The organism is Rahnella inusitata (genome assembly GCF_965118895.1).
GTDB classification, from domain to species: Bacteria; Pseudomonadota; Gammaproteobacteria; order Enterobacterales; family Enterobacteriaceae; genus Rahnella; species Rahnella inusitata_A.
The window spans coordinates 201671-227981 of sequence record NZ_CBCPJJ010000014.1; the positions used below are offsets into that span (position 1 = coordinate 201671).

Consider the following 26311-nt stretch of genomic DNA (forward strand, 5'->3'; position numbering starts at 1 on the left):
ATATGAGCGTACGCATTATGATCCCCCGGCCACGTAAAACGTCGCCTGGTCTGTGTTTCCACTATGGTGACGAGCAGATTTGTTTTGAAATTAGCGCCCGGCGTAGCCAGAAAAGTAAGGTGCTGATCAAGGTCCACCCTGATTGCCGCATACAGGTCGCTGCGCCCGAAAACAGCTCCGATGAAGAAGTGCTCGGTGCGGTGAAAAAACGTGGGCGCTGGATCTGGCAGCAGCTGCGGGATTTTCGTGCCCAGCAGCAACATATTACTGAACGACAGTACATTAGCGGCGAAAGTCATTATTACCTCGGCAAACAGTACATGCTAAAAGTGCTGGTCGAGCCGGAGGAAAAGCAGCGAGTTAAGATGCTGCGCGGCAGGCTGGAAATAACCGTGCGGGAGAAAAACCCCGAGCGTATCCGTGTACTGCTCAATGAATGGTACAAAGACCGCGCCAAAGAGGTGTTCGCGCGCAGGCTCGAGGCGATGCTGGATCAGGCATTATGGGTGAGTGAGCGACCACCGCTTCGCGTGCAAACCATGCAAACTCAATGGGGAAGCTGTTCACCGCAGGGGCGTATTACCCTGAATCCGCATCTGGTTAAAGCGCCGCGTGAAAGTATCGATTACGTGATTCTGCACGAGCTGTGTCATCTGGCAGAGCACAACCACAGCGAACGATTTTACCGGCTTATGAAACAGGTAATGCCTCACTGGGAGAAGATTAAATCCCATCTTGATGATATGGCTGCGGTTCTGCTCAATGGCAGTCATTCGGCGTAATTTTTTTGCTATATAAAAAGGAGAAATAATGAAAAAGCAACGTGGTTTGGTGGATGACCTCGCTTTACTGGATAGCGTAGTTTTAGCCAGCTTTATTGCCTCACTTTATGGTGAAGATGAATTTTTGGATACGAGAATAGAGCGGCTATTATTAAAAAATGACACCAGTACATTAATTAAAACGCTTAAGAAAAAGATAAAGTCTCTGGGGATAAATACATATTATTACAGTTACTACCAGACAAGGGAATTAGCTAATGAAGTCCGTCAGCTCCAGATGGATATCGAGAATAATATCTTACCAGGTTCACCCGATCAGGCTTTCCACTTAGTTAACGAACTGCTGGATACCGCTGAAAATAGCGTGAACCGATGCGATGATTCTGATGGCAGCGTCGGTGATGTTTACCAGGATATTTGTTTGCTGTGGCTAAAAGCCGCCAGTCAGAGTTCTGTGCCTGCGACAGGCTGGTTGCCGGTCGTCAGACAGTTAGCCGATATAAATGATTATGGCGTGCTGGATCTTTTATTACCCAATGCCAATTTGCTTCTTTCTGAGGAGGAGTTACGCCAACTGGCGGCTTATTATGAAGAGGGATTACGCTCTTCATTGAAGAAAAAAACAGATGAATCCCGTGATATTAGCTGGTCAGTTAACCTTCAAGGTGTGGCTAAAGCGCTAAAAAATCCCGCAATCTATATCCAGGCAACGTTATTGGTCAGCCCTTCGCCAAATCATATGCAGATGGAAAGCATGGTTGAGTTTAGCCTCCGCTGCGGCGATTATGATGAGGCCATGAAATGGCTGGAAAAAGACTGGGGGGATCACGGCTGGAAGAAGCCTAATGCAATACGCCTGTCACTATTAGCCGACTGCTATCAGGGGCTGAATCAGCCAGAAAAACGCCTGGCCACATTAAGTGAATTGATGGATGTGGAACCCACTTTTGAGAATTTCCAAAAGATACAGCCTCTGGTTTCTGAAGAGGACGCCCGTCAGTTACGTGAGAAACTGATTGTTGCCGTGCTTAAAGAATCCGAACTGGATGATCAGTTAGGCCCGTTACTCAAACTCAATGAATACAGCAAAGCTGAAAAACTGGCGATAAAGGGCGTCAATGAAATAGCGGAATGGCATTATACCCAGTTGCTTTCGTTGTTGGATGAGGTGCCCGAACATGGCCATATCCTGCGTATTCTTCTTCTGCGCAGTCTGGCAGATGATATTTTAGACGGTGGAAGGAACCAGGCCTATCATCATGCCGCCAGCTATTTGCACCAGTTAGATAAGCTGGACAAAGAAGTGAATAATTATTCTTCTTTACCCACCCATACTGACTATATGGAGAGGGTTAAAGCGAAGCACAAACGTAAATCAAGTTTCTGGCCGCAATACAATGCGCTGTGATATTCCCTACTTCGAATGAATCACAATCACGCCTAATTTCTCCAGCAAATGACTTTGCTGCCAGTCATCGATTTTCACGCCGTCGAGATCCACCTTGCGCAGGTTCAGTTCGCCCAGATCGGAATTTGTCAGGTCACAGTGGGTGATGTTGACGTTATTCCAGTCAAATTCAGTGAATTCGCCGCCTGAAAGATCGGAGCCGCTGAGGTTCGCGCCTTGCACATTAGCGCCGGTCCAGCGGTTTTCCCACAGCTCACATTTCTCCAGAATGACTTTGCTGAAGTTCGCGTAGCTGAAGTTATTTTTGGTCATGAATGCGCTGCAAAACCAGGTGCGCGAAGTGATCATATTCATAAAGCTGGCACCGCTGAAATCCGCGCCTGTGGCTTTGCATTCGCGGATTTCCAGACCCAGCGCCTGAATGTTCTTGAAATCTGCCATGGTTAAATCGCAGTTTTTGAAACTGGCGTCTTTCAGCTGGGCATGCTGAAAAGAGCAACCTGCCTGCGTTTCATCATCGTAGAAAATACAGTTCACGAAGGCGATTTCAGACAGATCGGTGCTGTCGAAACGGCAGCGCAGGAACCGGCAATCATGAAATGTTTCGCCCGTCAGCTGCTTCTGGCTAAACCGCTGGTCGCTGAAAGTCTGGTCTTTGATCATCTCGTTCCCTGTCATTTTTCCCGCCGCGAAGGGCCTTATCCTGACAGAAAACACAGATCGAAAATATGGAACCTGCCTCGTAATAACACGATTTACTTAAGTATTCGTTTTGCCGATCGGCCGGCAGGCGTCTATTCTCAAAGGCTTAACGGAGTACATCTTTCAATCAGCTAAGGAAGACTGAAATGCGTCTGTCCATCCTCTTTATGGCAACCAGTCTGGCGTTCAGCCAGCACGCAATGGCGGCAGAGTCCGCACCGCCCGCCACGCAGGAGCACGTCATGAATCATGCTATCAATGCCGATAATCCGTTTTTAAAACCCAGCCCGCTTGAGTATCAGGCTCCGCAATTTACTCTCTATAAAGACAGTGATTATGAACCGGCGCTGCTTGAAGGCATCCGTCAGAAACTGGCTGAAGTGGATAAAATAGCCGACGACACTTCCCCGCCGACGTTTGAGAATACGTATGTCGCACTGGAAAAATCCGGAGTGATGTTGCAGCGTGTGCAGAACGTCTTCGGTGCGATGACCGGAGCAAATACCGACGATACGCTGCAAAAAATAGATGAAGACATGTCGCCAAAGCTCGCCGCGATGGATGACACCATTCATCTTAACAGCAAGTTATTTGCGCGGCTGAAAGCGGTCTACGACCAGCGCGCGTCACTAAAACTCGATGCCGAATCCCAACGACTGATCGAGGTGACATACAAAGATTTTGAGCTGTCGGGCGCAAATCTGTCCGATGCCGATAAAGATAAACTTAAAGCCCTGAATCAGCAGGCGGCTACGCTCAGTACGCAATTCACCAACAAATTGCTGGCTGCGACTAAGAATGGCGGGCTGATGCTCAAGGATAAAAATCAGCTGGCCGGTCTGAGTGATGCCGAGATTGCCGTAGCGGCTCAGGCGGCGAAAGACCGCAAACTGGATAACGCCTGGCTGCTGGTGCTGCAAAACACGACGCAGCAACCGTTGTTGCAGTCGCTAAAAGATCGCGATGTCCGCAAAGGGCTGTACGACGCCTCTGTTAAGCGTGCGGAATACGGTGATAAGAATGACACCCGCGAGCTGATTTCGAAACTGGCCAAAGTCCGCGCTGAACAGGCCAAAGTGCTGGGCTTCCCGAGCTATGCCGCGTGGAAGCTGGAAGACCAGATGGCGAAAACGCCTCAGGCCGCGCTGGATTTCATGCACAAAATTGTTCCGGCAGCGACCGCCCGGGCAGAGCGTGAGGCAAAAGACATTCAGTCGCAGATCGATAAACAGCACGGCGATTTTAAAGTCGCGGCATGGGACTGGCAGTTTTATGCCCAGCAGGTACGCAAAGAGAAATATGACCTCGATGACGCGCAGATAAAACCCTATTTCGAGCTGAACAATGTGCTGGAAAATGGGGTCTTCTATGCGGCGAACCTGCTGTACGGCGTCACCTTTAAAGAGCGCAAAGACCTGCCCGTTTATAACCCCGACGTGCGCGTTTTTGAAGTGTTCGATAAAGACGGTAAATCGATGGCGCTGTTCTATGCCGATTACTTCCAGCGCGAGAATAAAGGCGGTGGCGCGTGGATGAGCAACTATGTCGATCAGTCCAAACTGCTTGGCACCAAACCGGTGATTTACAACGTCGCGAACTTCCAGAAACCGGCCGCAGGGCAACCGGCGTTGCTGTCGTGGGATGATGTGATCACGATGTTCCATGAGTTTGGTCACACCCTGCACGGCCTGTTCGCCGATCAACAATATCCGAGCCTGTCGGGTACCGCGACGCCGCGCGATTTTGTCGAATTCCCGTCACAGTTCAACGAGCACTGGGCGAGCGACCCGAAAGTGTTTACTCACTTCGCCAAACATTATCAGACCGGTGAAGTGATGCCGCAGGCGTTGCAGGACAAAATTGAGAAGGCCAATAAATTTAACAAAGGCTATGACATGACCGAGTTGCTGGCCGCCGCGCTGCTGGATATGCACTGGCACAGTCTGAGCGCGAGCGATCCGGCGCAGGATGTCGATAAGTTCGAAGCCGAATCACTGGCGAAGGACAAAGTGAATCTGGCTTATGTCCCGCCGCGTTACCGGTCCAGTTACTTCCAGCACATCTGGGGTAACGGCTACGCCGCCGGTTATTACGCCTACCTGTGGACCGAAATGCTTGCTGACGATGCCTTCGCCGGTATCAGCGAGCAGGGCGGGCTGACGCGGGAGAATGGGCAGAAATTCCGCGATCAAATCCTCTCGCGCGGTAACAGCGAAGATCTCGAAAAACTCTATGAAACCTGGCGCGGCAAGGCACCGTCTATTGAACCGATGCTCAAGAACAGGGGGCTGGAGGAGTAAATCCACAATGCCCGGCATCATGCCGGGCGTTTTTTCTTCCTGTACATCCCTTCGCGTGATAATTAAAGAATTGACGCCCGAAAAACGGCGCATCTACGTTTTAAAATCCCCTATTCTTTTTTCACCGACACAGACTGTGAGTTGAATCATGCTATTCGATTTACCCGACGATAATGTTCTCTATGCCGCGCTGATTGCCCGCGATCCCGCCTATGACGGTTTTGCGTTTGTAGGTGTGAAAAGCACCGGTATTTTTTGCCGTCTGACCTGCCCGGCACGTAAGCCCAAACGCGAGAACTCGGTGTTTTATTCGTCGATGGTGAGCGCGATGGAAGCAGGTTTTCGCCCCTGCAAGCGTTGCCGTCCCCTAATGGAAGGGGGTGAAAAAGACCCGCTGGTACTGAAATTACTGGCTGCACTGGACGCGGACCCCGAGAAAAGGTGGAGCGAAGAGGATGTACAGGCAATGAATGTTGATCCGTCTACGGTTCGTCGCGCTTTCAAGCGTCAGTTTGGGATCACGTTTTTGGAGATGGCTCGTTTGCGCAGAGTGGGCAAGGGGGTTGATGCTCTGTCCACCGGCCATCAGGTGATCGATGCGCAACTGGATGCCAGTTATGAATCCGGTAGCGGATTCCGGGCGGCCATCAGCCGCCAAATGGGTCTTAATCCCAGTCAGGCAAGGAAGCATCAGTTTCTGAAAGCTGACTGGCTGGATACGCCCATTGGCGTGATGTTGGCAATTGCGAGCGTTGATGCCCTGTATTTGCTGGAATTTGTGGACCGACCTGCATTATCGAATGAAATCGAGCGGCTAAAACAGCTGACGTCCTCTGAAATCATCTTCGGCCGTACTGTGCCGATAGAACAGGTTGAAGGTGAACTCGCTGCTTATTTTGCCGGGACATCGCGGGTGTTCAGTACGCCACTTGCCGAATTCGGCTCGGTATTCACCCGTAAAGTGTGGGACGCGCTAAGGGCTATTCCATCTGGGGAATTGCGCAGTTACTCCTCGCTGGCGAGTGATATAGGCCAGGCATCTGCTTCCAGAGCTGTCGCCCGAGCCAACGGCGCTAACCAGATTTCGATTCTTATTCCCTGCCACCGCGTGATAGGCGCTGACGGTTCCCTCACCGGTTATGGCGGCGGATTGTGGCGTAAGCGCTGGCTGATTGAGCATGAAAAAAGAATGGCGTTAAGCCTGCCAACAGGAGCGAAGTATGAATCAGCAAAGTAGGGCCCGGGATTTTGCACAGCAGCACATAAAACACAATCCATTGATGTTGTACAACATCTGGGATGCGGGCAGTGCGCAGGTGGTGGCTCAGTCAGGGGCGACGGCGTGAACAAATGCGAGCATCTGAAGGCGATTATGCAGGCGGGCGTAGTGGGGATTAACATTGAAGATCAGCTCATGGGATTACCTGCATTAAATACCATGTCTGACCAGTGTCAGATACTGGCCTCACTCCCCCGGTCGCGCAACTCGCCGGACTGGGCGTGAGCCGGATAAGCTTCGGCCCAGGCCCATATATTGCGCTGATGGCGCATCTCCAAAAGCAGATGTTCGCTGCAGTTTAATGCGTACGCGCCGCCAGCCGGTGTCCCATCCAGAAGAATACCAATCCGCCAGCCGAAGCGGCGATCAGTGCGATAAACATCACCGACGGGGCGGCGTAGCTGAGTAGAAAACCGCACATGACCGGGTTGATTGCGCCGCCGAGATTGCTCAGGTTTTGCATACCGTAGTAGCTGCCTTTCATGTTTTCCGGGGCGATAAAGTCGATAAACATATATTCCACCGGAATGACGATCAGTTCGCCGAAGCTGAAAATCGCCATCGCAATCATCCAGAACAGTACGGATTCTCCGGCGGTCATAAATCCGATCAGCCCGACGATAAAGAATACCGTGCCAAGGAACAGCCATTTCAGCAGCGTTTGTTGCTTCATCCGGCTGCTTAAAACGTACTGGAAGGCGATAACAATCACGGCGTTGGTGATCATCACCGCGCCGATGATTTTATAGGCAAACTCCGCATTCGACACCAGTATCAGGTATTGCGAGAGATACCCGGCAAACTGGCCGAAGACTACCGAGCCGAGCGTGCTGCCCAGCGTGAAGTAAATCAGGCGGCGATCGCGGGCGAGAATGCCCAGCGTCTGGCGCAGATTGGGTTTTGGCAGCGGTTTTTGTTCCAGCACGGCCTGCGGCGGTTTGTGAGGAATATTGCGTAATCCCCAGCCGAGAGAAATTACCGTCCCGAGCGCCAGTACGCCGGAAATCACAAACGGCAGCATTGGGCTAAATCCCGCCAGCCAGACACCGAGGGATGAACCTACCGCCCAGCCGACGTTCACCAGCGTGTAGTTCATCGAAAATGCTTTGACCCGTTTCTCTACAGGCAACCAGCTGGCGATACAGGCTTTGAGCGTAATGCTCAGCAGCGCATAAGAGGCATTAAGCAGTGCCAGCACCAGCAGAACCCCGGTGACGTTCGGCAGCACCGGCAGCAGTAAAAAACTCAGGCCGAAAGAGCTGATGGATACGGTGATGAGTGTGCGGTGATTAAATTTATCGACCAGATAACCGGCGTACAGGCCGCTGAGAATGCCGATCGCCAGGCTGGCACCGAGGATAATCCCGACGCTTTTTGGCAGCAGATGGTAGTGCTCGGTCAGGTAAATCGTAATAAACGGCAGTGTGACACCGCGCCCGATAGTAAGTACTAACGAACTTGTGAGCAGCGCGAGGATCAGCGGCGGCATTCCCTTCATTCTTAAGGCATTCCCTATGTATTGATGGTGACGGCTAGCCAGTGATAATAGTCGAGTCTGCGCAGTATTTTTCGATACAAAAATAAGAGAATGAAGAGAGATTACCGCAGCTGTAAGGGTTCAGCTTATGACTTCTGCGGCGCCACGCCGTTAAAGAGCAACACTGAAACGTGTTTACGCAGCGCTTCGGGGGAAATCGGTGAGGCGGCGCCCTGGCGCATTTTCATCGAGGCGAGCGGGAACAGTGTCAGGCCAAACAGGGTGATGAACAGCAGCGCCGGATCGAGATCCGGATTCAGGCGGCCTTCGGCTTGCCAGCGGGTGATGCAGTCGTGCACGATTTTCCGGTTCTTATCGCCATTGCGTTCTTCCATCCGCTTTTTCAGCATGCCGCTTTCGCTGATCACTTCCCGCACCCACAGCGGGGCGACCCACGGATATTTTACTGCCGCATCGATCATGCACTGCGCCATTGAGGTGATGGCCATCAGCGGATCGTCGGCGTGGATATCAAAGATGTCGCTGAAACCGGCGCGCACTGGCTGAAAACGCTCGTCGATGAGCACGTCCAGCAACTGCTCGCGGGTGTTGAAATAGTAATGCAGCATCGCGGTGGTCACGCCCGCCTCTTTGGCGATCATGCTCAGCGGCGTTTCGGCGATGCCGGACTGGGCAAAGAGTTTCAGGGCGGCATCGAGCAGCAGTTCACGCTTATCCACACCTTTTTTAACCCCGCTCGGGCGACCCGGACGGCGTGGAATTGTCGCGCCATCTTTTTGAACCTTTTGTGCTGTCGTCGCTTTTTCTGAGATTTTTCTGTCTGTCATGGGCGGGGTGATCCATTGACCGGATGAAAGTGATGCGTCAATATTAATTATACAGTTAATTAATTACAAGTCAGGAATGCATTCATGACAACTATGAATTCGGCGCAGAGTGAGGTGACGGAAGCCAGGCCTTCGATCAAGCTTCTGTTCTCCGCGCTGCTACTGGTGATGCTGCTGGCCGCGCTTGACCAGACCATTGTCTCGACGGCGTTGCCGACGATTGTCGGTGAACTGGGCGGGCTGGATCAGCTCTCCTGGGTGGTGACATCATATCTGCTGGCATCGACCATCGTGGTGCCGCTTTACGGTAAGTTCGGCGATTTGCTGGGCCGAAAAATCGTGTTGCAGACGGCGATTGTGGTATTTCTCCTTGGCTCCGTTCTCTGCGGTCTGGCACAGAATATGACCCAGCTGATCCTCATGCGTGCGTTACAGGGGCTGGGCGGCGGCGGGTTGATGGTAGTGACCATGGCCGCGGTGGGGGATGTGATCCCGCCCGCTGAACGCGGAAAATATCAGGGGCTGTTCGGCGGCGTGTTCGGGCTGGCGACGGTCATCGGCCCGCTGATCGGCGGTTTTCTGGTGGAGCACATGTCATGGCGCTGGATTTTCTACATCAACCTGCCGCTGGGTATTTTTGCGTTGCTGGTCATCGGCGTGGCGCTGAAATCGCAGACCGCACGCATCCGTCACGAAATCGACTTCCTCGGCGCAGCGTATCTGGCGGCGGCGCTGACCAGCATTATTTTGTTTACCAGCGAAGGCGGCACGGTCTATCAGTGGTCGGATCCGCAACTGTGGTGCATTCTGGCATTTGGCGTGGTGACGCTCGGCGGCTTTATTTATGAAGAAACGCTGGCGGCGGAGCCAATCATTCCGCTTGGATTGTTCCGCGACCGTACGTTCCTGCTGAGCTGCGCCATCAGCTTTATTATCGGGATGTCGCTGATGGGCTCGATGACGTTCCTGCCGCTCTATTTGCAGGTGGTGAAAGGCTCGTCACCGTCGGAAGCCGGGATGCAACTGCTGCCGCTGATGGGCGCGCTGCTGGTCAGCTCGATTGTCAGTGGCCGGATTATCAGCCGCGTTGGACGCTATCGCCTGTTCCCGATTTTCGGCACCTTGCTGAGTTTTATCGGCATGCTGATGCTGGGTAACCTCAAACTCAGCACCACGCTGCCGCAGCTTTATCTTTATATCGGCGTGCTCGGCTTCGGGTTAGGGATGGTGATGCAGGTGCTGGTGCTGGCGGTGCAAAACTCGGTGTCGATGAAACAACTCGGCGTGGCGACGTCCAGCGTGACGCTGTTCCGTTCTATCGGGGGGTCTATCGGCGTGGCGGCTTTCGGCGCCCTTTTCACCCATGGTTTGCGGACGCAACTGGAGAAACTGATCCCCGAAGGCACGCAGCTTCCGCGCTCGCTGGGCGCGCAGGCAGTACAACAGTTACCGGCGGCAATCCGCGATGATTATTTACAGGCGTTCGCCTCGGCGCTGCATTCGGTGTACCAGATTTCCGCCGGCGTGATGGTACTGGCGTTCGTGTTGTCGCTGTTGCAAAAAGATGCTGTGCTGAAGAAATAAAAGTGTTCCGTTGAGTCGTTTCAATATTGTGGGCTTCGGCCCACATTCTTTAAATTCCTCTGTAAAAAAACTCCCTCCCTTTTCCTATTTCTGGTATTTATAAATCAATAACCCACAGTTAATCATTTATTCCAATGCTCCATGTATTTATTAGATGAGTAATTCTTAAATTTTTAAAAGATGAAATTATAAATCACCGCAAGTTATTGCATATTAATAAGGATGTAGATATGTCCTCATCATTAAGTCGAAGTGTCGGCTACTTTGGCGACAACTTATTTCATGACGTTATCGAAGTACAATATCGTTTAAAGAGTGCTGGATTTTCGGAGCTGATTGTAGATGGCAATTGCGGGCCGAAAACCGTGGCCGCCATAAGAAAGTTTCAGCAACGGTTTATGTCATTGCCTGATGGCCTGGTTGAACCCGATGGTGCAACCCTCCGTCGGTTGCAGTTTGGGCATTTCTCACAGGGTAACGCACGTCTGGACACGCCAGTGCCGACGGCGAGTAATCTGCCAGCAGGCGGGGGAGTGAGGAAAAATGTTAATGACTTGTCTGTTAGCCCGCAGGGACATGCGTTAATCAAGAATTATGAGAGTTTGAGGTTGAAGCCATATTATGATGGTTCAGGTCATGAAATTGATAAATATGTCGATGGGGCAACAATCGGGTATGGCCATTTGATAAACAACTCTGCTGAGTTTGAAGTATATAAAAATGGTATTAATGAAATTAAGGCGAATGAGCTCTATCAATTAGATATGAATAAGTTCGAATTAAGTATAAAAAAATTAGTTAACGCAGATTTGAATCAAAATGAATATGATGCTGTCATGATGCTTTCTTTCAATATTGGGTATGGAAGTGTGAAATATGATACCGGGTTTATCACATCTGAGGTTTTAAAAATCTTGAATGGCTTGTCTCAGGGCGATTTAGATGAAGCTTGGCTAAGGTGGGGGTATTACAAACATCATTTTTCAAAAGGCCTTATGAACAGGAGGCGGTCTGAGTTGAATGTTTTCCATAATGGAGTTTACGCACGATGAGGTTAGCGATGGGTTTTGCTTTGATTACTCTATTTTGTTCTAATTCTTATGCAGATGGATACAAATTACACCCCGGTACTCCTACATTTCAGGGCAAGCATTTCGATATTGATATTCAGGAACACTGTCAAGAGGGAGAAGTTACATGTCCGGACGTGAGTTATGATTCTATCAATAAGAAAACAGGAGCCAGGCTGCATCTGAAGGGGCGGGTAATGTTTAATCCTAATAATTATAATTTTCAGGGGTATATATTTGATAACGGTGATTATAGTTACGTCCTTAACCCTAATCATTCAAAGGGGACTGAGTCAGTACAAATTTGGAACTTAAATGTTTTTTATAAAGATAAAGTTATCGCATTTGATGAGGGAATTATGCAGTAGCATTAACCAATTAAAATGGAATTAATGATATATGAAAATATCGATATTAATAGTGGTTGCTTTCATTTTTAGCATAAACTGTTTTGCAAACACCTACAGGCTTCATTCCGGATTACCTGATTTTGAAGGCCAGCATTTTGATATAGATGTTAAGGTTAATTGTTCAGAGGGTGAAATGGAGTGTGATGATGTAATTTACGATGGAATCAATAAGAAAACGGGAGCAAGACTACATCTGAAGGGTCGGATTCTCACAAACTACTATAGTCATGATTTTCGGGGGTTTGAATTCAAAAACGGAAACTATATTTACACATTACGCCCTGACTCAGGAGCATCAAATGATGTATCCCAAATTTGGAATTTGAATGTTTCCCTACATGATAAGATTATCGCTACTGATCAAGGTATCATGCATTAGTTTTCAAATTCATTTGAAAATGCCATTTGAAGTTCCCCAAATGGCATTCTTTTCTTTTACATGACCCTGTCAATCCATAAGCTATAGCCTGATGTTCCGGCGATATGATGCGTGACATCTATCGTTTCGTAACGTAATGAAAGCGTCTCGTAGGGTTGAGAGTCGCCACCAGGGAGTGTACTGGGATTGGTAGATGAAATGCTTTCAAGGGTGGCGTCTGTCAGTTTGAGGGTGAGGTATTTTTCCTGTACGCCGTACTGTGAAGTTCTGAAGTAGTCCAGAGTGCATTGAATTTTCTCATTATTAGAAATTGCGACAAGCAATAATGGTGTCGATTTATCCAGAGGCTTTGTTACCCTGAGGGGATGATGGTTAACATTTTCATCTCGGGTGATATCGTGTTGAGAAGAATAGACAAGTATCTGATCTGCATGACCGGACTGAAATCTGTTGCCGATGGAACTGTAGGTTGAGCAACCTGCTGATATTAATCCTTGCGTCTTTCCTGTTATGGTTAAATATGTGCAGTTTGACATTTTTAATATTCCTTTATGAAAATTTTCAGAGTGTTATTTCTAAATAAGCGAATCATGCTCTTCTATTATAAAGCTATTTTTAACATGAACTGAATATTGAAAATGAGATCCAAAGCGGGTTGATGTTTGTTTTAATATACATACCAAACCTTTTTATAATAATAACGAAATAACAAGAATGCATATTTTTAATAGGTAGAACACAAAAAATACTCTACGCTTATAGGTTCTGTTACGTTATGAAACCAGAACATCAGAGCAGGACAGCCCTGACGATAAATTACTTAAGAGGTGTGCCATGCTGTTTCGCCGTTTCGAGCGAATGATCGACATCTTCCGTGAGGCGCCGGGCGGGGAGCCGCCGGATAAAGTTTTTCCTTTCTATCTCTATTATTTACGCCAGGTCTGGCCGAGTTTTGCGGTGCTGCTGGTGGTCGGGCTGGTGGCGTCGCTGATTGAAGTGTCGCTGTTCAGTTATCTCAGCCAGATTATCGATCTCACAAAAGATACGCCGCCGGGCAGTTTCTTCTCCGAACATAGTGGGGAACTCATCTGGATGGCGGCGGTGGCGATGATTCTGCGGCCGGTGTTTTTCGGGCTGAACGATTTACTGGTGCATCAGACCCTGACGCCGGGCATGACCAGCATGGTGCGCTGGCAAAACCATAAGTATGTGCTCAAGCAAAGCCTGAACTTCTTTCAGAGTGATTTTGCCGGGCGTATCGCCCAACGCATCATGCAGACCGGCAGCTCGCTGCGGGATTCGGCGGTGCAGATGGTCGATGCCATCTGGCACGTGGTGATCTACGCCGCGAGTGCGCTGTTCCTGTTTGCCGAAGCTGACTGGCGGCTGATGATCCCGCTGATTATCTGGATTTTCTGCTACGCCATTTGCCTGTGGTTCTTCGTGCCGCGCGTGAAGCAGCGTTCGGTCGAATCCTCCGAAGCGCGCTCTAAACTGATGGGCTGCATCGTCGATGGCTACACCAATATCGCGACGCTCAAACTGTTTGCCCACAGCGACCTGGAGCAGCAGTACGCCCGTGATGCGATCACCGAACAGACGTACAAAACGCAGCTGGCGGGCCGTTTGCTTACCGGTATGGCGTTCGCTATTACCACGCTGAACGGCCTGCTGATTGTCGCCAGTACCGGGCTGGCGCTGTGGTTGTGGACGCAATCGCTGATCTCCGTCGGCGCGATTGCGCTGGCGACCGGTCTGGTCATCCGTATTGTGAATATGTCCGGCTGGATCATGTGGGTAGTTAACGGGATTTTCGAAAATATCGGCACGGTTCAGGACGGCCTGCACACCATCGCACAGCCGCTGACCGTCACGGATAAACCGCAGGCGGAGGCGCTGAAGGTCGATCGCGGGGCGATCCACTTCGATCATATTAACTTTAACTACGGGAAAGGTGCGCGGGTGATCCAGGATCTGGATCTGGCGATCCGCCCCGGCGAGAAGATCGGTCTGATAGGGCCTTCCGGCGCGGGGAAATCGACGCTGGTGAACCTGCTGCTGCGCCTGTATGACATCGACGGTGGCCGCATTTTGATTGATGAGCAGAACATCGCCGACGTCACGCAGGAAAGCCTGCGCGCGCAAATCGGGATGATCACGCAGGACACCTCGCTGCTGCACCGTTCCATCCGCGATAACCTGCTTTATGGCCGGCCGGGCGCGACGGAAGAGGAATTGTTGCAGGCAGTCCGGCAGGCGCGCGCCGATGAGTTCATTCCGCAACTCTATGATTCACTGGGCAGAACCGGGCTGGATGCGCACGTCGGCGAGCGCGGCGTGAAACTCTCGGGCGGGCAGCGTCAGCGTATTGCGATTGCGCGCGTATTACTGAAAAACGCACCGATTCTGATCATGGATGAAGCCACGTCGGCGCTGGATTCCGAAGTGGAAGCGGCGATTCAGGAAAGTCTGGAGACGCTGATGGGCGGCAAAACGGTGATCGCCATCGCGCATCGCCTGTCGACGATTGCCAAAATGGATCGTCTGGTGGTGCTGGAGAAAGGGCAGATTGTCGAGATGGGGAGTCACGCCGAGCTGCTGGCGCACGGCGGGCTTTACGCCCGTTTATGGCAGCATCAGACTGGTGGATTTGTCGGGATGGATTAAGGTTCGGCACTGTGCCGGTAGGGCAGCATTGCACGGGCTTCATCCGCCCAGTGCTGCACGCCGGCACGTTCTTCCACTAAGAAATCTTCCACGGCATCGCGCAGCCCCGGATGCCGTAAATAGTGCCACGAGTCGGTGATCACCGGCTCAAAGCCGCGCAGCAGTTTGTGTTCGCCCTGGGCACCTGCGTCAAACCGCGCCAGCCCGTTGACAATCGCGTACTCCATCCCCTGATAAAAGCAGGTCTCGAAGTGCAGCCGGTCGAACTCGGCAAGGCATCCCCAGTAGCGGCCATAGAACGTATCCCCGCTGATTAAACTGAACGCCATCGCCACGTCGCGACCACTTTGCTGCGCGACGACCAGACGGATCGCCTCCGGCATCCGCTGTGCCAGCAGGCTGAAAAAAGCACGGGTCAGATAGGGCGACTGGCCGCGTACTGCGTAGGTATTGCTGTAGCAGCGGTAGACAAAATCCCACTGCGCTTCGGTCACATCGGCCCCTTTCAGCCAGACAAACTCAATGCCCTGCGCCGCGACCTGTTCGCGCTCTTTGCGAAACTGCTTACGTTTGCGCGAGGTGAGGGCGTCGAGATAATCCTGAAAATCGCGATAGTCCCGGTTCTGCCAGTGATACTGGCAGCCGAGCCTGTGCTGCCAGACTTTTTCGCGGCCAATCAGCTGGTTGGCGCGTGGATCGGTGAAATTAATGTGTGCGCCGGTCAGGCCGTTTTCTACCAGATACTCCGGCAGCGCCTGCAATAAGTTGACTGCTGCAGCTTCATCACCCAGCAAACGCGCGCCGGTCACCGGGCTGAACGGCACTGCGCCCAGCCATTTCGGGTAATAGGCAATGCCCGAACGCTGACACGCATCCGCCCAGCCCTGATCAAACACGTATTCACCATATGAATGACGCTTGCGGTAACCGGGAATGGCGGCGAGGATTTTGCCGTTTTCCTGCCATACCAGGTGCTCGGACTGCCAGCCAGAGTTCGGCCCCAAACTGCCGCTCTCTTCCAGCGTGGATAAAAACGCGTGGCTGAGGAACGGTTGCTGCGCAGGCACCAGCGCGTCCCACTGCGCGGCAGGTAAATCGGCCAGACGGGTAAACGCGTTTATCGGCATGAGTTTTTCCGGTGAGGAAGAAAGTGGGCAGGGTAAGGCGGACATCCGGGAGCCATTCAGCTCCCGGTAAAGAGATATTATGAGGCGGTGACTTCCGGATTATCGGAGAGCGAGATGAAAGTCTTGCCGTCATAGGCTTCAATAGAGCCGGATTCAATATCATAAACCCAGCCGTGCAGGGTAATTTCGCCTTTAGCTAAAGCGACCGCCACACAAGGATGCGTGCGCAGATTACCGAGCTGTGCGACCACATTCTGATGCACCATACCGTTTACGCGGGCTTCCGGTGTTTCATGTTCAGTCGCTTCGTTGATGGCTTTTGCCGCATCCGAATAACGCAGCCAGTGCGCGACCGCAGGCATATGATCCAGACAGGTACAGTTGGCGATTGCGCTCATTGCGCCGCAGTTGGAATGCCCGCAAATCACAATATCCTTAATGCCCAGTGCTTTAACGGCATACTCGACGGTCGCGGAAACGCCGCCCGGTTCAGGCCCGAATGGCGGCACGATATTACCGGCATTGCGGATCACAAACAGTTCACCCGGTTCGCGCTGGGTGACTAATTCCGGTACCAGACGGCTGTCTGAACACGAAATAAAAAGTGTCTTAGGATTTTGATTTGTTGCGAGTTTTTTGAAGAGCGTAGAGCGTTGGGGAAACGCTTCTTTTTGGAATCTGAGGAAACCTTCAATAACGTCTTTCATGTGGGAATTCCGTATATTTCAATGGTAATGATACTGCCACGAATAAATAAGCAGATCAATCAGACGCAATACCACTATTATTTCTAAGGTAAATGACTTTATCCATAAAGACACGTTGGCAGTCCGGATAAATACCAGTGGGCTTTATTTTGTTGTGATACCTTTATCCTTATATTTATGCCCTCATATTTACCTTGTACTCAACGTGAAGGAGTCTTTATGACAATCGAATACGCTATTTTCGGCGGCGGCTGCTTCTGGTGTACGGAAGCGGTATTCAAAGACGTCATCGGCGTAGAGTCGGTAGAAAGTGTCTATACCGGCGGTGCGCGGCCAAACCCGACGTATGAGCAGGTTTGCAGCGGTGCTACCGGCCACGCGGAAGCGATACGCGTCGGCTTCGACCCGGAAAAACTGAGCTACGGCGATCTGCTGGATATCCACTTTGTCACGCACGATCCGACTCAGCTTAATCGCCAGGGTAACGACGTCGGCACGCAATATCGCTCAGTGATTTTCCCTGCCGATGACGTGCAAAAGGCCGAGGCGGAAGCCGCCATTCTGCGCGCGCAGCCCGATCACAGTCAGCCGATCGTGACCAGCATCGAGCCGCTCGGCGAAGTCTATGTGGCCGAAGGCTATCATCAGAATTACTGGGACGGCGCGGGTCAGCAGAACCGTTATTGCATGGCGGTGATCCCACCGAAATTGCAGAAATTGCGTAAGAGTTTTGCGCAGCGGACAAAGTCGCTGAATCCTTAATATCCCCGCTATCTTTAAAAAGCCAAAGCCAGAACACGAGGTTCTGGCTTTTTTCATTTCTCCGTCCGTTCAGAAACCGTAACGGATCGCGTCCTTACTTTGTTGCATCAGCGCATCAATCTTCTGGGAATAGGTTTCCAGGCCCTTGCCATCTCCGGCTTGTGAGCACTCACGCCGCCGCGCGTTGTAGGCCTTCATCAGCTGTGCCTGCGCAAAGCCGGGCTTGCCGTAACACACCATGCTCTGCTCCCAGCAGGCGATGGCGGCGTCCAGTTCCTGCTGTTCCTGATACTGTTTTCCCAGCTCGTTGAGCGCTTTGGCCGCCTCCTGCGGGGGCAGTTGCTGCGCTAAGATTTGCTCAATGCGTATATCCATCTCTGAAAATCCTCAGGTTCGCTTAGTGGAAGAAGTTAAGAATATGGCCGAACACCAGCCCGACGCTGATGACATCCGAGTCACTGAACGTCACGTTCGAGAACCCGAATTTACCGAGCAGCGGCAGTAACAGCGCCGGTAATAAGGTGATAAACAGCCCGTGGAAGATGCCGCCGATTATTGCGCCACGACGTCCGCCGACGGCGTTACCGAAAATGCCCGCCGTACCGCCTGCGAAGAAGTTGGTCAGCATGCCCGGTAAAATCATCGCCAGCCCCAGGCTTGGGAACAGGAACATGCCGATGACGGAGCCGATGGTGGTGGAAATAAACCCGATGATTACCGCGTTAGGGGCATACGGGAACAGCACCGGGCAATCGAGCGCCGGAATGGCGTTCGGAACGATACGCAGGGCGATCCCACGGAAAGCCGGAACGATTTCCGCTAGCAGCAGGCGTACGCCGGAAAGCAGCACATACACACCCACGACAAATTGCACGGATTGCAGGAAGGCGTAGACCAGATAGTTAACACCATTGGAGAATGGTGCAACCACGTCCGGACCGGCGGCGATAGCGGGGATGAGGTAAATCGGGATCATCACCACCATCATCGACAGGTATGTATCTTGCAGGAACGATAAGGCCTGTGGCAGCTCAAAGTCTTCGGTGCTTTTACTGACATCACCGGTGACTTTCGCCACGCCGGCCTGCACGATATAGCCGATAGTGCAGAAATGGCCGAGCGCAAAATCATCCGAACCGGTAATTTTGCGCACAATCGGCTGGGCCAGTACCGGCATACCCACCGCCATCACCCCGGCGATCACGCCGCCGGTAATGATCAGCTCCGCACCACGCAGGCCGCCCATATAGCCGATGACTGAACAAACAGTCGCCATCCATAAGGAGGCCTGGCCGGTCAGGAAGATATATTTAAAGCGCGTCAGGCGGGCAATCAGGATATTGACGATAAACGCCAGCACCATAATTAATGCTGTTTCTCGTCCAAGCGTTTGTTGTGCGATCCCTGCAATCGACCCGACGTCGGTAACGACGCCGCGCATATGAAAGCCTTTCTGGAATATTTCGCCCAGAAAGGTCAGCGCATTCACAATAATACTTGCGCCGGAAAGTAAGACTAAAAACCCCAACAATGTTTTTAATGTGCCGGTGATGATTTGTCCGGGGCTTTTTTTCAATGCGATCAAACCGATCATCGCAATCAGCGATATTAATATTGATGCCTGGCCTAATACATCATTAACAATAAAGTGAAGGAAAGACATAAGCGTCCCCTGTAGTAGAGATGTAGAGTTGTTCTATTGGATAACAATATTTTTATTATTGGACGGCAAGAAGACCCATTTCCTGAAGTACCGGCGTCAGCTTGGTTTTAATTTCATTTTTATCCACCAGTCGCTTGAGATAAATAATATTGGCTTTGATGGTGTAATGCTGGAACTGGGAGCGGAAGTTTTCGCCAGTCATAATAATATCGGCACGCGTCGAGGTGGCGCTGGAGATATCGCAGTGTGATAAATCCGCTTCGACGCCTAAATCTTTTAAGGCGGCTTCGATACTCATTTCACAGGCGAAGCTGCTGCCCAGACCTGCGCCGCAGACGGCTAAAATCGATAATCTTTTCATGAGAATTCCTTACGCATTTTGTAGGTGATGAATCACGAGTTATGTTCATATCTCTTCACTTCACGTCTAAAACTGTCGGATGATTTCTAACGCTTCCTGCTTGTTTTTACTCTCTTTTAATTTTTTTCCTGCCTCGTCGTCGCAGAACAGATGAGAAAGACTGGCGATCATTTCAATGTGCGAATGGCTGTCGACAGCGGCCAGCGCGAAAATAACGTAAACCGGATCGTTATCTTCACTGCCGAACTCGACGCCTTCTGAAACAATCACCAGCGACAGCGCCGTTCTGTTAACGCCTTCTTCCGGCCGGGCGTGAGGCATTGCAATGCCTTCGCCCAAAACGTAATAAGGACCGATTTCCCGATGCATATCATATATTGCCTGCAGATAACGGCTTTCTGCCGCACCGGAATCAATTAATGGCTGCACTGCTAATGCCACTGCACTTTTCCAGTCATCAGTTTTCGGAATTATCTTGGTGTTATTTTCATTGATCCAGTCGCTTAACATAATACCTCTTCATATGAATAGGGTCTTTTCTCAGTATGATATTTAAATTAAATAAAAACTGTGATCTGTCCAACCCTGTTTACTATTAATTAAACTTTCATTTATCAAAGATAAGAATGTAAAACGATGTGTCGTAATAAATGCGTGAGCCAAAAAACACACATCAGTCTGTTTCTTTGTTCAGTAACGTAATATTTCCCCGTTTAATTTATTGCGTTTGTGTATGGAATGAATTCATTATCCATTCGTGAATAACAACAATATTTACAGGTCTATTATCATCGACATTATTCTGATCGAGAGAATATACCGGCCCCAGCGCCATGGGCTGCGCATTTGCTGCAAGAATTTTTAATTCGGGAATATATTCTGCCCCGACATGTCCCGGTAACCGTTCGCCCAGCCGTGAAGAAAAGCGGTCGGCCACGCGTTGTGCATCAATCTTGCACCAGATTTCCACCACCTGCGTCACTCCCGCCTGTTGCAGATACCCCTGCAAAACCTCTTTCGGCTGGAAACCGAACCAGGCATCGACAATAAAGGTGCTGCCCTGTGGCGCACTGGCAACGATATCCCAAATTACCTGATAGCTGGCCAGACCCAGCACGCGGTTAAAGGGGCGATCGACATTTTGCAGTCGCTGAAGGAACGGGTTTTTGATGCCATCCAGCGACAGTTGCAGCCAGCCGCTGTGTTCAGAAAGCTCAACGGCGAGCCGGCTTTTACCCGATGCGGGGATCCCGTTGACCAGGACAACGCGTTTTCCGGCAAAGCCATTTCGTGAGGCGCTTCTGTTTTCAGACATGTTCCACCTGTTCAGTTTGGTTGTGCGCCGGTGCGCGGAAATACTGCTGGATCACCGCCTGAAGCTCGTTCAGACGCGGCACGGCGAGCGATTCAAGCCGGGATTTAGTCGCGCTCCGGTCGAGAGAAATGCAGTCTTTCCACAGTGAACGCCCGGCGATTACGCCCGATGCCCCTTCGCTCATCGCGTCAGCCACTTGCGTGAGGAACGTTGTGTGATCGACACCCGCTGACAGCACCGCCCAGGGGACGTCGCCTGCCAGTGTAGTGATATCCGCACATGCCTGTCTGGAGCCCGGATAAGGCAGTTTCAGCACCTTCGCACCGCATTCCAGACAGATCTTCGTTCCACCATAAATCAGCGACGGGACTTTTTCCTTATATTCTTCCTCGGTTTCGTTATCGAGTTTGTAGGTCAGAAACTCCACCACCAGCAGTAAATCTTCGCGGGCAAAATCGTCGATGCACTGACGCAGGATTTCAATGTTGTGGCGGTTGGCTTCTTCCTGATCGGAACGCAGGTACACCATGATTTTTCCGCCGGTCGCGCCCAGTTCGCGGACACGGCGCGCATCCACATTGGCGACCAGTCGCGACAGACGGTAGCCTTCCGGCGAGTTATCCCAGCCCGACGCATCGAGGCCGATCAGCAGGGCGGTGTCGCGGGCGATAATGCCGTCGTCCACCAGTTGCGGTACGGCGCACACCGGATCGACCAGCACACACGTCGCTTTACTGGCGAGATATTGGGTGATGTCGGCTTTGATAAGCCCGAGTTCGTGTTCAGAAATGGCGGATTGTTGCTGAGGATCGCTGGCCAGCAGGCTGCGCATGGCCCCGCGCTGGTCGCAGGCGATAACCATCATTGCGCCATTCTTGCCACAAATCTGCTGATAGCTGCGTAATTCTGAAGTAGACATTTTTGACATGGAACTCTCCTTTGCGTGAAATTTATTACAGATGAAAAAATCTCGATTACACTGGACGTTCTGTCTTTACCCCCAGGCAAAAAGGGGTGGAGAATCGCGTAACTTGCCGGTTTACAAGGGTTGAAGCCCGATCCGGCACATTGCATTTTTACAGGTGTTGCGCAATAATCCCTCAATCGACGATTTGAGTGTAATTCATTACTGAAAGGAATTTCAAGCTGAAAGAGCCAATTTTGCAAGATATTGCAGCAACGCGTGCCATGATGCATTTAGTGGCGAAGCTGCATTACGAGTCTGATATGTCTCAGGTGGAGATTGCTCGCAAGCTGGATGTCTCAACGGCCACCATCTCAAGATTGCTTAACAAGGCCCGTGCGGCGGGCATTGTGCGCATCGAAGTGGTGGGATTATCTTCGCCGGAAGACATGACGTCAGATTTGGTCAAACGTCTCGGATTAAAGCATGCCTACGTGGTCGATGCCCCGCCGGGAAATGTGCTGGGCGCGCTGGCGACACCGCTGGCCTCACTGTTGCAGGAGGCCGGGCTTGGATCGGGTTCGGTGCTCGGTATTGGCTGGGGAAGGGCGGTGCGCGAAGTGACGCTGGCCGGTATGCCGCGATTGCCGGGCATCATGACCGTGGCGCTGAACGGCGGAATGCAACAGTCTGCGCCTCATTTTCAGATCACCGAGTTTGTGCGCCGGGCGGCGGAACAGATGGAAGGCACGCCGTATTTCTTACATGCGCCCTATCTTTCTTCTGCACCGCTGCGCGATGCGTTTCTCGCCGATCGCAGCGTGCAGGAAATCATCTCGCTGTGGGATCGCCTCGACGCGGCGATTGTCGGCATCGGTCTGACGCACACGCCGAAACCGAGTGAATCCACCACCGCCACGCCGGGTGAGCAGGCGCTGAGTGATGCGGCGGGCGACGTGCTGCGCCATTACTTCACCGAGTCCGGCGAGTTGCTACACTGGGAAGGTGAGGAGCGGATGATCGCAGCCTCCGTCGAGCAGTTGCGTAAAACGCCGCTGACCATTGGCGTTGCCGCCACGCCAGAAAAAGCTGCCGGGATTATCGGCGCGGTGCGTTCAGGGATGATCAATTCCTTAGTGACGGATGTGAACACCGCGCAGGCGATTCTGGATAAGCTGCCGGTGGCGTAACGCGATGCGGTTTTAAACAGTCTGGCCGCCGCGGCGGCAAACCTACCCTGACGATCCAATGCGTCGAAGATCATCAGCGCTTAAAGGCTTTGTCGCATTATTTGTCTCCGGGCCGGGATGAATGACTAATAAAATTATTCCTAATATCAAAGGAAATCGAAAAATTTACGCGTAATTTATTTCTCGGAGGTTGCGAGCTGTATAAACAAACAGTATTATTTGTCGGATATATTTTATACGTTTTTTATCAGGCAACAGCAGGTCAGCTAATTTGTGGAATCCCGAGAAAGAGCTTTTCACCGAGCTTTATCAGTATCCTGAACATCTTCGTCATACCTTAGAAAACCTGCCCGGCAGCAGCGGTGTGTATATTTTCTATGGGGATGACCAGACTTTTCCGCTGTATATCGGCAAAAGTGTGAATATCCGCAGCCGCGTGATGTCGCATTTTCGCAATCCTGCTGAAGCAAAATTGCTGCATATGACGCGCGACATCGATTATGTCCAGACCATCGGCGAAGTCGGCGCATTGCTGCTGGAGTCCGATCTGATCAAATCGCGGCGTCCGCTGTTTAATAAGCGGCTGCGTACCGCCCGCAAACTGTGTTCCATCCGGCTTCAGGGATTTACCGCCAATATTGTGTTCAGCAATGAAGTGGATTTCTCCCACAGCGAAGACCTGTTCGGGCTGTTTAAAACCAAGATGTCTGCGGTAGAGAAAATCCGGGATATCGCCGATCAGGAAAAGCTCTGTTATGGCGCGCTGGGGCTGGAGAAACTGGCAAAAAACCGCGCGTGTTTCCGGTTTTCTCTCGGTAAATGTGCCGGTGTGTGCTGCGGAAAAGAAACGCCTGAGGCGCACTTTGAACGCCTAAAAAATGCGCTCAGCGCCCTGAAAATCCGCAGCTGGCCTTATCCCGGCCGCATCGCCATCGCCGAGGAAGCGGATGGCCAGACGGATTATCACGTCATCAATCACTGGTTCTACCTGGGTACGGTGAAAACGCTGGAGGCCGCAAAAGAGTTCGATATCGCCGTTCCGCATTTTGACCGTGACAGCTACAAAATCCTCTGCAAACCGCTGTTTGCGCCAGACAGCCCAAAGGTTATTTTACTGGATTGAGGCTTGGACTGGTTATTCCACACTCAGCCTGAATTCCCTTCGGTAAAGCGACGGGCGGTTTTGAATTGCCGGCTACGGAGTTCGCCGTCTCTGCGCCGCGCTGGCAGGTATCGCGGATGTATTCGCTGAATTTAAAACCATCGCAGTTGTGTTGGAATTACCGGTGAAATAACGGGGCATTAAAACCAAAAGGCCTGAGGTCACTAGATCTCGGGTCTTTTTATATCCGAATAAAATAGTTTCTCACTGGTATTATCTTGAAACATGTTGGTTTACACCAAACGAAATTACTGCTGTATATCTGATGCTTTGTTACGCAACTGTGAGAATAAGGCGAAGAAATGTTTAGTAAACAATATGAAGTGGACGAGGCCCATATCGATTTTCAGGGTGTCGTGGATGGTTTGTACTATCCGTTTTACATGGAGTGGGCGCGCCACGCCTATATGCGAGAAGCGCTGGGAATTGATATCGAAGCTGAATTTACTCAGGGCAACCTGTATATGGTATTGGAGTACTCAATGCGCTTTCGTAAAAGCCTGAAAAAAGGCGATCAGGTTGAAGTGACATGCGTACTGGAGAGAAATGAAAAACGTAATCGCGTTAACTTCGTTCAACAGATCAAAGTTGAAGGCGTTGTTTTCGCCGACGCTACTTTTGTGGCCACTTGCCTGACTAACGGGCGTCCTTCGATGCCAGATGCGGTGAAGAACGCGTTGGATATATAGCTGTGACGCTCGTCGGGGGAAAGTGATGACAGCTAAAAAAACTGGCCTGTTACGGCCAGTTTTTAACGTTACAAAAGTGCTGGCAGGATTTTCCTACATTACCGCATGGTAACGAATTCTTCTGCGCCGGTCGGATGGATTGCAACCGTGTTATCGAAGTCTTTCTTGGTTGCGCCCATTTTCAGTGCGACCGCAAAGCCCTGCAACATTTCGTCCATGCCGTAACCGATGCCGTGGATGCCGACGATTTTCTCGTCTTTACCGACGCACACCAGTTTCATGCGGCACGGCTGGCGGTGCTGCGTGACGGCGGTGTACATGGCGGTGAACTGCGATTTGTAGACTTTCACGTTGTCTTCGCCGAACTGCTCAATGGCCTGCGGTTCAGTGAGGCCGACCGTGCCGATTGGCGGGTGGCTGAAGACGACGGTGGCGATGTTGCTGTAATCCAGATGCTCGTCCGGCTTGTTGTTGAACAGGCGTTCGGAAAGACGACGACCCGCCGCAACGGCCACTGGCGTCAGTTCGACTGCACCGGTGTTGTCGCCCACGGCATAAATGCCTTTTACGCTGGTATTCTGGAATTTATCGACGACGATGTAGCCTTTTTCGTTGGTTTTTACGCCGGTCGCTTTCAGGTTGAAGTTGTCAGTTTCCGGTTCTCGGCCAATCGCCCAGACCAGGCTGTCGACTTCAAATTCTTTGCCGTTTTCCAGCTTCAGCGTCAGGCTGCCGTCGGCATTTTTTACCACTTCTTTCGGAATGGATTCTTTATGCAGCGCCGGGCCTTCGGCTTCCATGACTTCTACCAGCGTATCGACCATCAGCGGATCGAAGGTACGCAGCGGCGCATGTTTACGCACGAACAGGTGAGTTTCGGCGCCCAGCCCGTTCATTACACCGGCGATTTCAACCGCGATATAACCTGCACCAACGACGGCAACGCGTTTCGGCATTTCGGTCAGATCGAAGAAACCGTCGGAGTCGATGCCGTATTCAGCACCGGGAATGTTTGGATGGCTCGGGCGACCGCCGGTGGCGATCAGGATGTGATCTGCGGTGATCTTCTCGCCGTTCACTTCCACAGTATGATCGTCAACGAAACGCGCGAAGCCTTTGATCACATCAACGTTATTTTTGCCCAGCACGTTGTCGTAAGAGGTATGGATACGGTCGATGTACGCGGTGCGGTTGGCGACCAGCGTTTTCCAGTTGAAGCTGTTAACGGTGGTATCAAAACCGTAGTCCGGGCCGTAGTTGCGGATAGCTTCGGCGATCTGCGCGGCGTGCCACATCACTTTTTTCGGGACACAACCCACGTTGACGCATGTGCCGCCCAGCTCTTTAGCTTCGATCAGCGCGCATTTTTTCCCATACATGGCTGCACGGTTGATTGATGCGATACCGCCGCTGCCGCCGCCAATTGCCAGATAGTCATAATGTTTGGTCATCGGATTTTCCATGAATTGTGAAAAATGAAGAACGCCATACCGGCGTCGCTAATCTAAATAATTGCCCAAGAGTT

28 protein-coding genes are annotated in these 26311 nt (G+C 51.4%); 15 read left to right on the top strand and 13 right to left on the bottom strand.

Going from position 1 to position 26311, the window contains the following annotated elements:
- Positions 1-2: 2 nt before the first annotated feature.
- Positions 3-782 (top strand): M48 family metallopeptidase, encoded by a 780-nt coding sequence (locus tag ACMHLI_RS14345; protein WP_413530047.1) that lies wholly within the window; start codon positions 3-5, stop codon positions 780-782.
- 28 nt (positions 783-810) lie between these two features.
- Complete coding sequence (locus ACMHLI_RS14350) at positions 811-2190, top strand: DUF6880 family protein (protein WP_413530048.1); 1380 nt, start codon at positions 811-813, stop codon at positions 2188-2190.
- A 6-nt stretch (positions 2191-2196) separates the two neighbouring features.
- Here the strand turns inward: ACMHLI_RS14350 and ACMHLI_RS14355 are convergent, their stop codons facing one another.
- Positions 2197-2853 carry a Qnr family pentapeptide repeat protein gene (locus ACMHLI_RS14355; RefSeq protein ID WP_413530049.1) on the bottom strand — a complete coding sequence of 219 codons (657 nt, stop codon included), beginning with the start codon at positions 2851-2853 and terminating at the stop codon, positions 2197-2199.
- A gap of 185 nt (positions 2854-3038) precedes the next feature.
- Between ACMHLI_RS14355 and dcp the strand changes: the two genes are divergently transcribed.
- The 4 genes from dcp (at position 3039) to ACMHLI_RS14375 (ending at position 6696) form a co-directional block, all read left to right on the top strand.
- On the top strand, positions 3039-5192 hold the full coding sequence (dcp, locus tag ACMHLI_RS14360; protein WP_413530050.1) for a peptidyl-dipeptidase Dcp: 2154 nt from the start codon (positions 3039-3041) through the stop codon (positions 5190-5192).
- 148 nt (positions 5193-5340) lie between these two features.
- On the top strand, positions 5341-6429 hold the full coding sequence (locus ACMHLI_RS14365; RefSeq protein ID WP_413530051.1) for a bifunctional transcriptional activator/DNA repair enzyme AdaA: 1089 nt from the start codon (positions 5341-5343) through the stop codon (positions 6427-6429).
- The gene (locus tag ACMHLI_RS14370; RefSeq protein ID WP_413530052.1) at positions 6413-6538 is read left to right on the top strand and encodes a hypothetical protein; all 126 of its coding nucleotides are present in this window, start codon (positions 6413-6415) and stop codon (positions 6536-6538) included. The genes ACMHLI_RS14365 and ACMHLI_RS14370 overlap by 17 nt, the downstream gene beginning before the upstream one ends.
- Entirely contained in the window at positions 6535-6696 is a 162-nt protein-coding gene (locus tag ACMHLI_RS14375) for a hypothetical protein (RefSeq protein WP_413530053.1), read from the top strand. Before ACMHLI_RS14370 ends, ACMHLI_RS14375 begins: the two co-directional genes overlap by 4 nt.
- A gap of 73 nt (positions 6697-6769) precedes the next feature.
- On the opposite strand, the gene ACMHLI_RS14380 is transcribed toward ACMHLI_RS14375, so the two are convergent.
- Together ACMHLI_RS14380 and ACMHLI_RS14385 are read right to left on the bottom strand one after the other, a co-directional pair.
- Positions 6770-7969, bottom strand: a complete 1200-nt coding sequence (locus tag ACMHLI_RS14380; RefSeq protein ID WP_413530054.1) for an MFS transporter — start codon at positions 7967-7969, stop codon at positions 6770-6772.
- A gap of 125 nt (positions 7970-8094) precedes the next feature.
- Positions 8095-8796: a TetR/AcrR family transcriptional regulator gene (locus ACMHLI_RS14385; protein WP_413530055.1), complete on the bottom strand. Its 702-nt coding sequence runs from the start codon at positions 8794-8796 to the stop codon at positions 8095-8097.
- 84 nt (positions 8797-8880) lie between these two features.
- On the opposite strand from ACMHLI_RS14385, the gene ACMHLI_RS14390 reads away from it, so the two are divergent.
- The 4 genes from ACMHLI_RS14390 to ACMHLI_RS14405 all read left to right on the top strand — a co-directional run bounded on the left by ACMHLI_RS14390 (position 8881) and on the right by ACMHLI_RS14405 (position 12239).
- A complete protein-coding gene (locus tag ACMHLI_RS14390; protein ID WP_413530056.1) occupies positions 8881-10380 on the top strand; it encodes an MDR family MFS transporter in 1500 nt (499 codons plus the stop codon).
- 230 nt (positions 10381-10610) lie between these two features.
- The gene (locus ACMHLI_RS14395; RefSeq protein WP_413530057.1) at positions 10611-11432 is read left to right on the top strand and encodes a glycoside hydrolase family protein; all 822 of its coding nucleotides are present in this window, start codon (positions 10611-10613) and stop codon (positions 11430-11432) included.
- Positions 11429-11818: a hypothetical protein gene (locus ACMHLI_RS14400; RefSeq protein ID WP_413530058.1), complete on the top strand. Its 390-nt coding sequence runs from the start codon at positions 11429-11431 to the stop codon at positions 11816-11818. Before ACMHLI_RS14395 ends, ACMHLI_RS14400 begins: the two co-directional genes overlap by 4 nt.
- Before the next feature lie 31 nt (positions 11819-11849).
- Positions 11850-12239 (top strand): hypothetical protein, encoded by a 390-nt coding sequence (locus ACMHLI_RS14405; protein WP_413530059.1) that lies wholly within the window; start codon positions 11850-11852, stop codon positions 12237-12239.
- A 56-nt stretch (positions 12240-12295) separates the two neighbouring features.
- On the opposite strand, the gene ACMHLI_RS14410 is transcribed toward ACMHLI_RS14405, so the two are convergent.
- Positions 12296-12775, bottom strand: coding sequence for an Hcp family type VI secretion system effector (locus ACMHLI_RS14410; RefSeq protein WP_413530060.1), 480 nt, complete (start codon positions 12773-12775; stop codon positions 12296-12298).
- Positions 12776-13073: 298 nt separating this feature from the next.
- Here ACMHLI_RS14410 and ACMHLI_RS14415 point away from each other — a divergent pair, with 298 nt between their 5' ends.
- The gene (locus ACMHLI_RS14415) at positions 13074-14906 is read left to right on the top strand and encodes an ABC transporter ATP-binding protein (RefSeq protein ID WP_413530061.1); all 1833 of its coding nucleotides are present in this window, start codon (positions 13074-13076) and stop codon (positions 14904-14906) included.
- On the opposite strand, the gene ACMHLI_RS14420 is transcribed toward ACMHLI_RS14415, so the two are convergent.
- Together ACMHLI_RS14420 and ACMHLI_RS14425 are read right to left on the bottom strand one after the other, a co-directional pair.
- Positions 14903-16033, bottom strand: a complete 1131-nt coding sequence (locus ACMHLI_RS14420; RefSeq protein WP_413530062.1) for a GNAT family N-acetyltransferase — start codon at positions 16031-16033, stop codon at positions 14903-14905. The genes ACMHLI_RS14415 and ACMHLI_RS14420 overlap by 4 nt on opposite strands.
- A 77-nt stretch (positions 16034-16110) precedes the next feature.
- Complete coding sequence (locus ACMHLI_RS14425) at positions 16111-16740, bottom strand: carbonic anhydrase (protein WP_413530063.1); 630 nt, start codon at positions 16738-16740, stop codon at positions 16111-16113.
- A 219-nt stretch (positions 16741-16959) separates the two neighbouring features.
- On the opposite strand from ACMHLI_RS14425, the gene msrA reads away from it, so the two are divergent.
- Positions 16960-17502, top strand: coding sequence for a peptide-methionine (S)-S-oxide reductase MsrA (gene msrA, locus ACMHLI_RS14430; RefSeq protein ID WP_413530064.1), 543 nt, complete (start codon positions 16960-16962; stop codon positions 17500-17502).
- 69 nt (positions 17503-17571) lie between these two features.
- On the opposite strand, the gene ACMHLI_RS14435 is transcribed toward msrA, so the two are convergent.
- The 6 genes from ACMHLI_RS14435 to ACMHLI_RS14460 all read right to left on the bottom strand — a co-directional run bounded on the left by ACMHLI_RS14435 (position 17572) and on the right by ACMHLI_RS14460 (position 21769).
- Entirely contained in the window at positions 17572-17877 is a 306-nt protein-coding gene (locus ACMHLI_RS14435) for a hypothetical protein (RefSeq protein WP_413530065.1), read from the bottom strand.
- Positions 17878-17899: 22 nt separating this feature from the next.
- Positions 17900-19165, bottom strand: coding sequence for a PTS sugar transporter subunit IIC (locus ACMHLI_RS14440; protein ID WP_413530066.1), 1266 nt, complete (start codon positions 19163-19165; stop codon positions 17900-17902).
- 55 nt (positions 19166-19220) lie between these two features.
- Positions 19221-19526: a PTS sugar transporter subunit IIB gene (locus tag ACMHLI_RS14445; RefSeq protein ID WP_413530067.1), complete on the bottom strand. Its 306-nt coding sequence runs from the start codon at positions 19524-19526 to the stop codon at positions 19221-19223.
- A gap of 66 nt (positions 19527-19592) precedes the next feature.
- Positions 19593-20036 (bottom strand): PTS sugar transporter subunit IIA, encoded by a 444-nt coding sequence (locus tag ACMHLI_RS14450; RefSeq protein WP_413530068.1) that lies wholly within the window; start codon positions 20034-20036, stop codon positions 19593-19595.
- Between the two features lie 208 nt (positions 20037-20244).
- Positions 20245-20841 (bottom strand): AAA family ATPase, encoded by a 597-nt coding sequence (locus tag ACMHLI_RS14455; protein ID WP_413530069.1) that lies wholly within the window; start codon positions 20839-20841, stop codon positions 20245-20247.
- Positions 20834-21769, bottom strand: coding sequence for a tagatose-bisphosphate aldolase (locus ACMHLI_RS14460; protein WP_413530070.1), 936 nt, complete (start codon positions 21767-21769; stop codon positions 20834-20836). Before ACMHLI_RS14460 ends, ACMHLI_RS14455 begins: the two co-directional genes overlap by 8 nt.
- A gap of 233 nt (positions 21770-22002) precedes the next feature.
- Here ACMHLI_RS14460 and ACMHLI_RS14465 point away from each other — a divergent pair, with 233 nt between their 5' ends.
- From ACMHLI_RS14465 to ACMHLI_RS14475, 3 genes are all read left to right on the top strand, one after another.
- Positions 22003-22935, top strand: coding sequence for a sugar-binding transcriptional regulator (locus ACMHLI_RS14465; protein WP_413530071.1), 933 nt, complete (start codon positions 22003-22005; stop codon positions 22933-22935).
- Positions 22936-23206: 271 nt separating this feature from the next.
- On the top strand, positions 23207-24058 hold the full coding sequence (gene cho, locus ACMHLI_RS14470) for an excinuclease Cho (protein WP_413530072.1): 852 nt from the start codon (positions 23207-23209) through the stop codon (positions 24056-24058).
- Between the two features lie 341 nt (positions 24059-24399).
- A complete protein-coding gene (locus ACMHLI_RS14475) occupies positions 24400-24786 on the top strand; it encodes an acyl-CoA thioesterase (RefSeq protein ID WP_413530073.1) in 387 nt (128 codons plus the stop codon).
- Positions 24787-24884: 98 nt separating this feature from the next.
- Here the strand turns inward: ACMHLI_RS14475 and gorA are convergent, their stop codons facing one another.
- The gene (gene gorA / locus ACMHLI_RS14480; protein ID WP_413530074.1) at positions 24885-26237 is read right to left on the bottom strand and encodes a glutathione-disulfide reductase; all 1353 of its coding nucleotides are present in this window, start codon (positions 26235-26237) and stop codon (positions 24885-24887) included.
- Between the last annotated feature and the right edge of the window lie 74 nt (positions 26238-26311).

What these genes read in the sequence shown, in the direction of transcription:
- dcp (WP_413530050.1), top strand. Translation starts at nt 3,039, where the DNA reads ATGCGTCTGTCCATCCTCTTTATGGCAACCAGTCTGGCGTTCAGCCAG.
- ACMHLI_RS14475 (WP_413530073.1), top strand. Translation starts at nt 24,400, where the DNA reads ATGTTTAGTAAACAATATGAAGTGGACGAGGCCCATATCGATTTTCAG.
- ACMHLI_RS14415 (WP_413530061.1), top strand. Translation starts at nt 13,074, where the DNA reads ATGCTGTTTCGCCGTTTCGAGCGAATGATCGACATCTTCCGTGAGGCG.
- ACMHLI_RS14390 (WP_413530056.1), top strand. Translation starts at nt 8,881, where the DNA reads ATGACAACTATGAATTCGGCGCAGAGTGAGGTGACGGAAGCCAGGCCT.
- ACMHLI_RS14460 (WP_413530070.1), bottom strand. Translation starts at nt 21,769, where the DNA reads ATGTCAAAAATGTCTACTTCAGAATTACGCAGCTATCAGCAGATTTGT.
- ACMHLI_RS14425 (WP_413530063.1), bottom strand. Translation starts at nt 16,740, where the DNA reads ATGAAAGACGTTATTGAAGGTTTCCTCAGATTCCAAAAAGAAGCGTTT.
- ACMHLI_RS14440 (WP_413530066.1), bottom strand. Translation starts at nt 19,165, where the DNA reads ATGTCTTTCCTTCACTTTATTGTTAATGATGTATTAGGCCAGGCATCA.
- ACMHLI_RS14370 (WP_413530052.1), top strand. Translation starts at nt 6,413, where the DNA reads ATGAATCAGCAAAGTAGGGCCCGGGATTTTGCACAGCAGCACATAAAA.
- ACMHLI_RS14355 (WP_413530049.1), bottom strand. Translation starts at nt 2,853, where the DNA reads ATGATCAAAGACCAGACTTTCAGCGACCAGCGGTTTAGCCAGAAGCAG.
- gorA (WP_413530074.1), bottom strand. Translation starts at nt 26,237, where the DNA reads ATGACCAAACATTATGACTATCTGGCAATTGGCGGCGGCAGCGGCGGT.
- ACMHLI_RS14350 (WP_413530048.1), top strand. Translation starts at nt 811, where the DNA reads ATGAAAAAGCAACGTGGTTTGGTGGATGACCTCGCTTTACTGGATAGC.
- ACMHLI_RS14450 (WP_413530068.1), bottom strand. Translation starts at nt 20,036, where the DNA reads ATGTTAAGCGACTGGATCAATGAAAATAACACCAAGATAATTCCGAAA.
- ACMHLI_RS14380 (WP_413530054.1), bottom strand. Translation starts at nt 7,969, where the DNA reads ATGAAGGGAATGCCGCCGCTGATCCTCGCGCTGCTCACAAGTTCGTTA.
- ACMHLI_RS14420 (WP_413530062.1), bottom strand. Translation starts at nt 16,033, where the DNA reads ATGCCGATAAACGCGTTTACCCGTCTGGCCGATTTACCTGCCGCGCAG.
- ACMHLI_RS14395 (WP_413530057.1), top strand. Translation starts at nt 10,611, where the DNA reads ATGTCCTCATCATTAAGTCGAAGTGTCGGCTACTTTGGCGACAACTTA.
- ACMHLI_RS14365 (WP_413530051.1), top strand. Translation starts at nt 5,341, where the DNA reads ATGCTATTCGATTTACCCGACGATAATGTTCTCTATGCCGCGCTGATT.
- ACMHLI_RS14435 (WP_413530065.1), bottom strand. Translation starts at nt 17,877, where the DNA reads ATGGATATACGCATTGAGCAAATCTTAGCGCAGCAACTGCCCCCGCAG.
- ACMHLI_RS14445 (WP_413530067.1), bottom strand. Translation starts at nt 19,526, where the DNA reads ATGAAAAGATTATCGATTTTAGCCGTCTGCGGCGCAGGTCTGGGCAGC.
- ACMHLI_RS14400 (WP_413530058.1), top strand. Translation starts at nt 11,429, where the DNA reads ATGAGGTTAGCGATGGGTTTTGCTTTGATTACTCTATTTTGTTCTAAT.
- ACMHLI_RS14410 (WP_413530060.1), bottom strand. Translation starts at nt 12,775, where the DNA reads ATGTCAAACTGCACATATTTAACCATAACAGGAAAGACGCAAGGATTA.
- msrA (WP_413530064.1), top strand. Translation starts at nt 16,960, where the DNA reads ATGACAATCGAATACGCTATTTTCGGCGGCGGCTGCTTCTGGTGTACG.
- ACMHLI_RS14345 (WP_413530047.1), top strand. Translation starts at nt 3, where the DNA reads ATGAGCGTACGCATTATGATCCCCCGGCCACGTAAAACGTCGCCTGGT.
- ACMHLI_RS14385 (WP_413530055.1), bottom strand. Translation starts at nt 8,796, where the DNA reads ATGACAGACAGAAAAATCTCAGAAAAAGCGACGACAGCACAAAAGGTT.
- ACMHLI_RS14455 (WP_413530069.1), bottom strand. Translation starts at nt 20,841, where the DNA reads ATGTCTGAAAACAGAAGCGCCTCACGAAATGGCTTTGCCGGAAAACGC.
- ACMHLI_RS14405 (WP_413530059.1), top strand. Translation starts at nt 11,850, where the DNA reads ATGAAAATATCGATATTAATAGTGGTTGCTTTCATTTTTAGCATAAAC.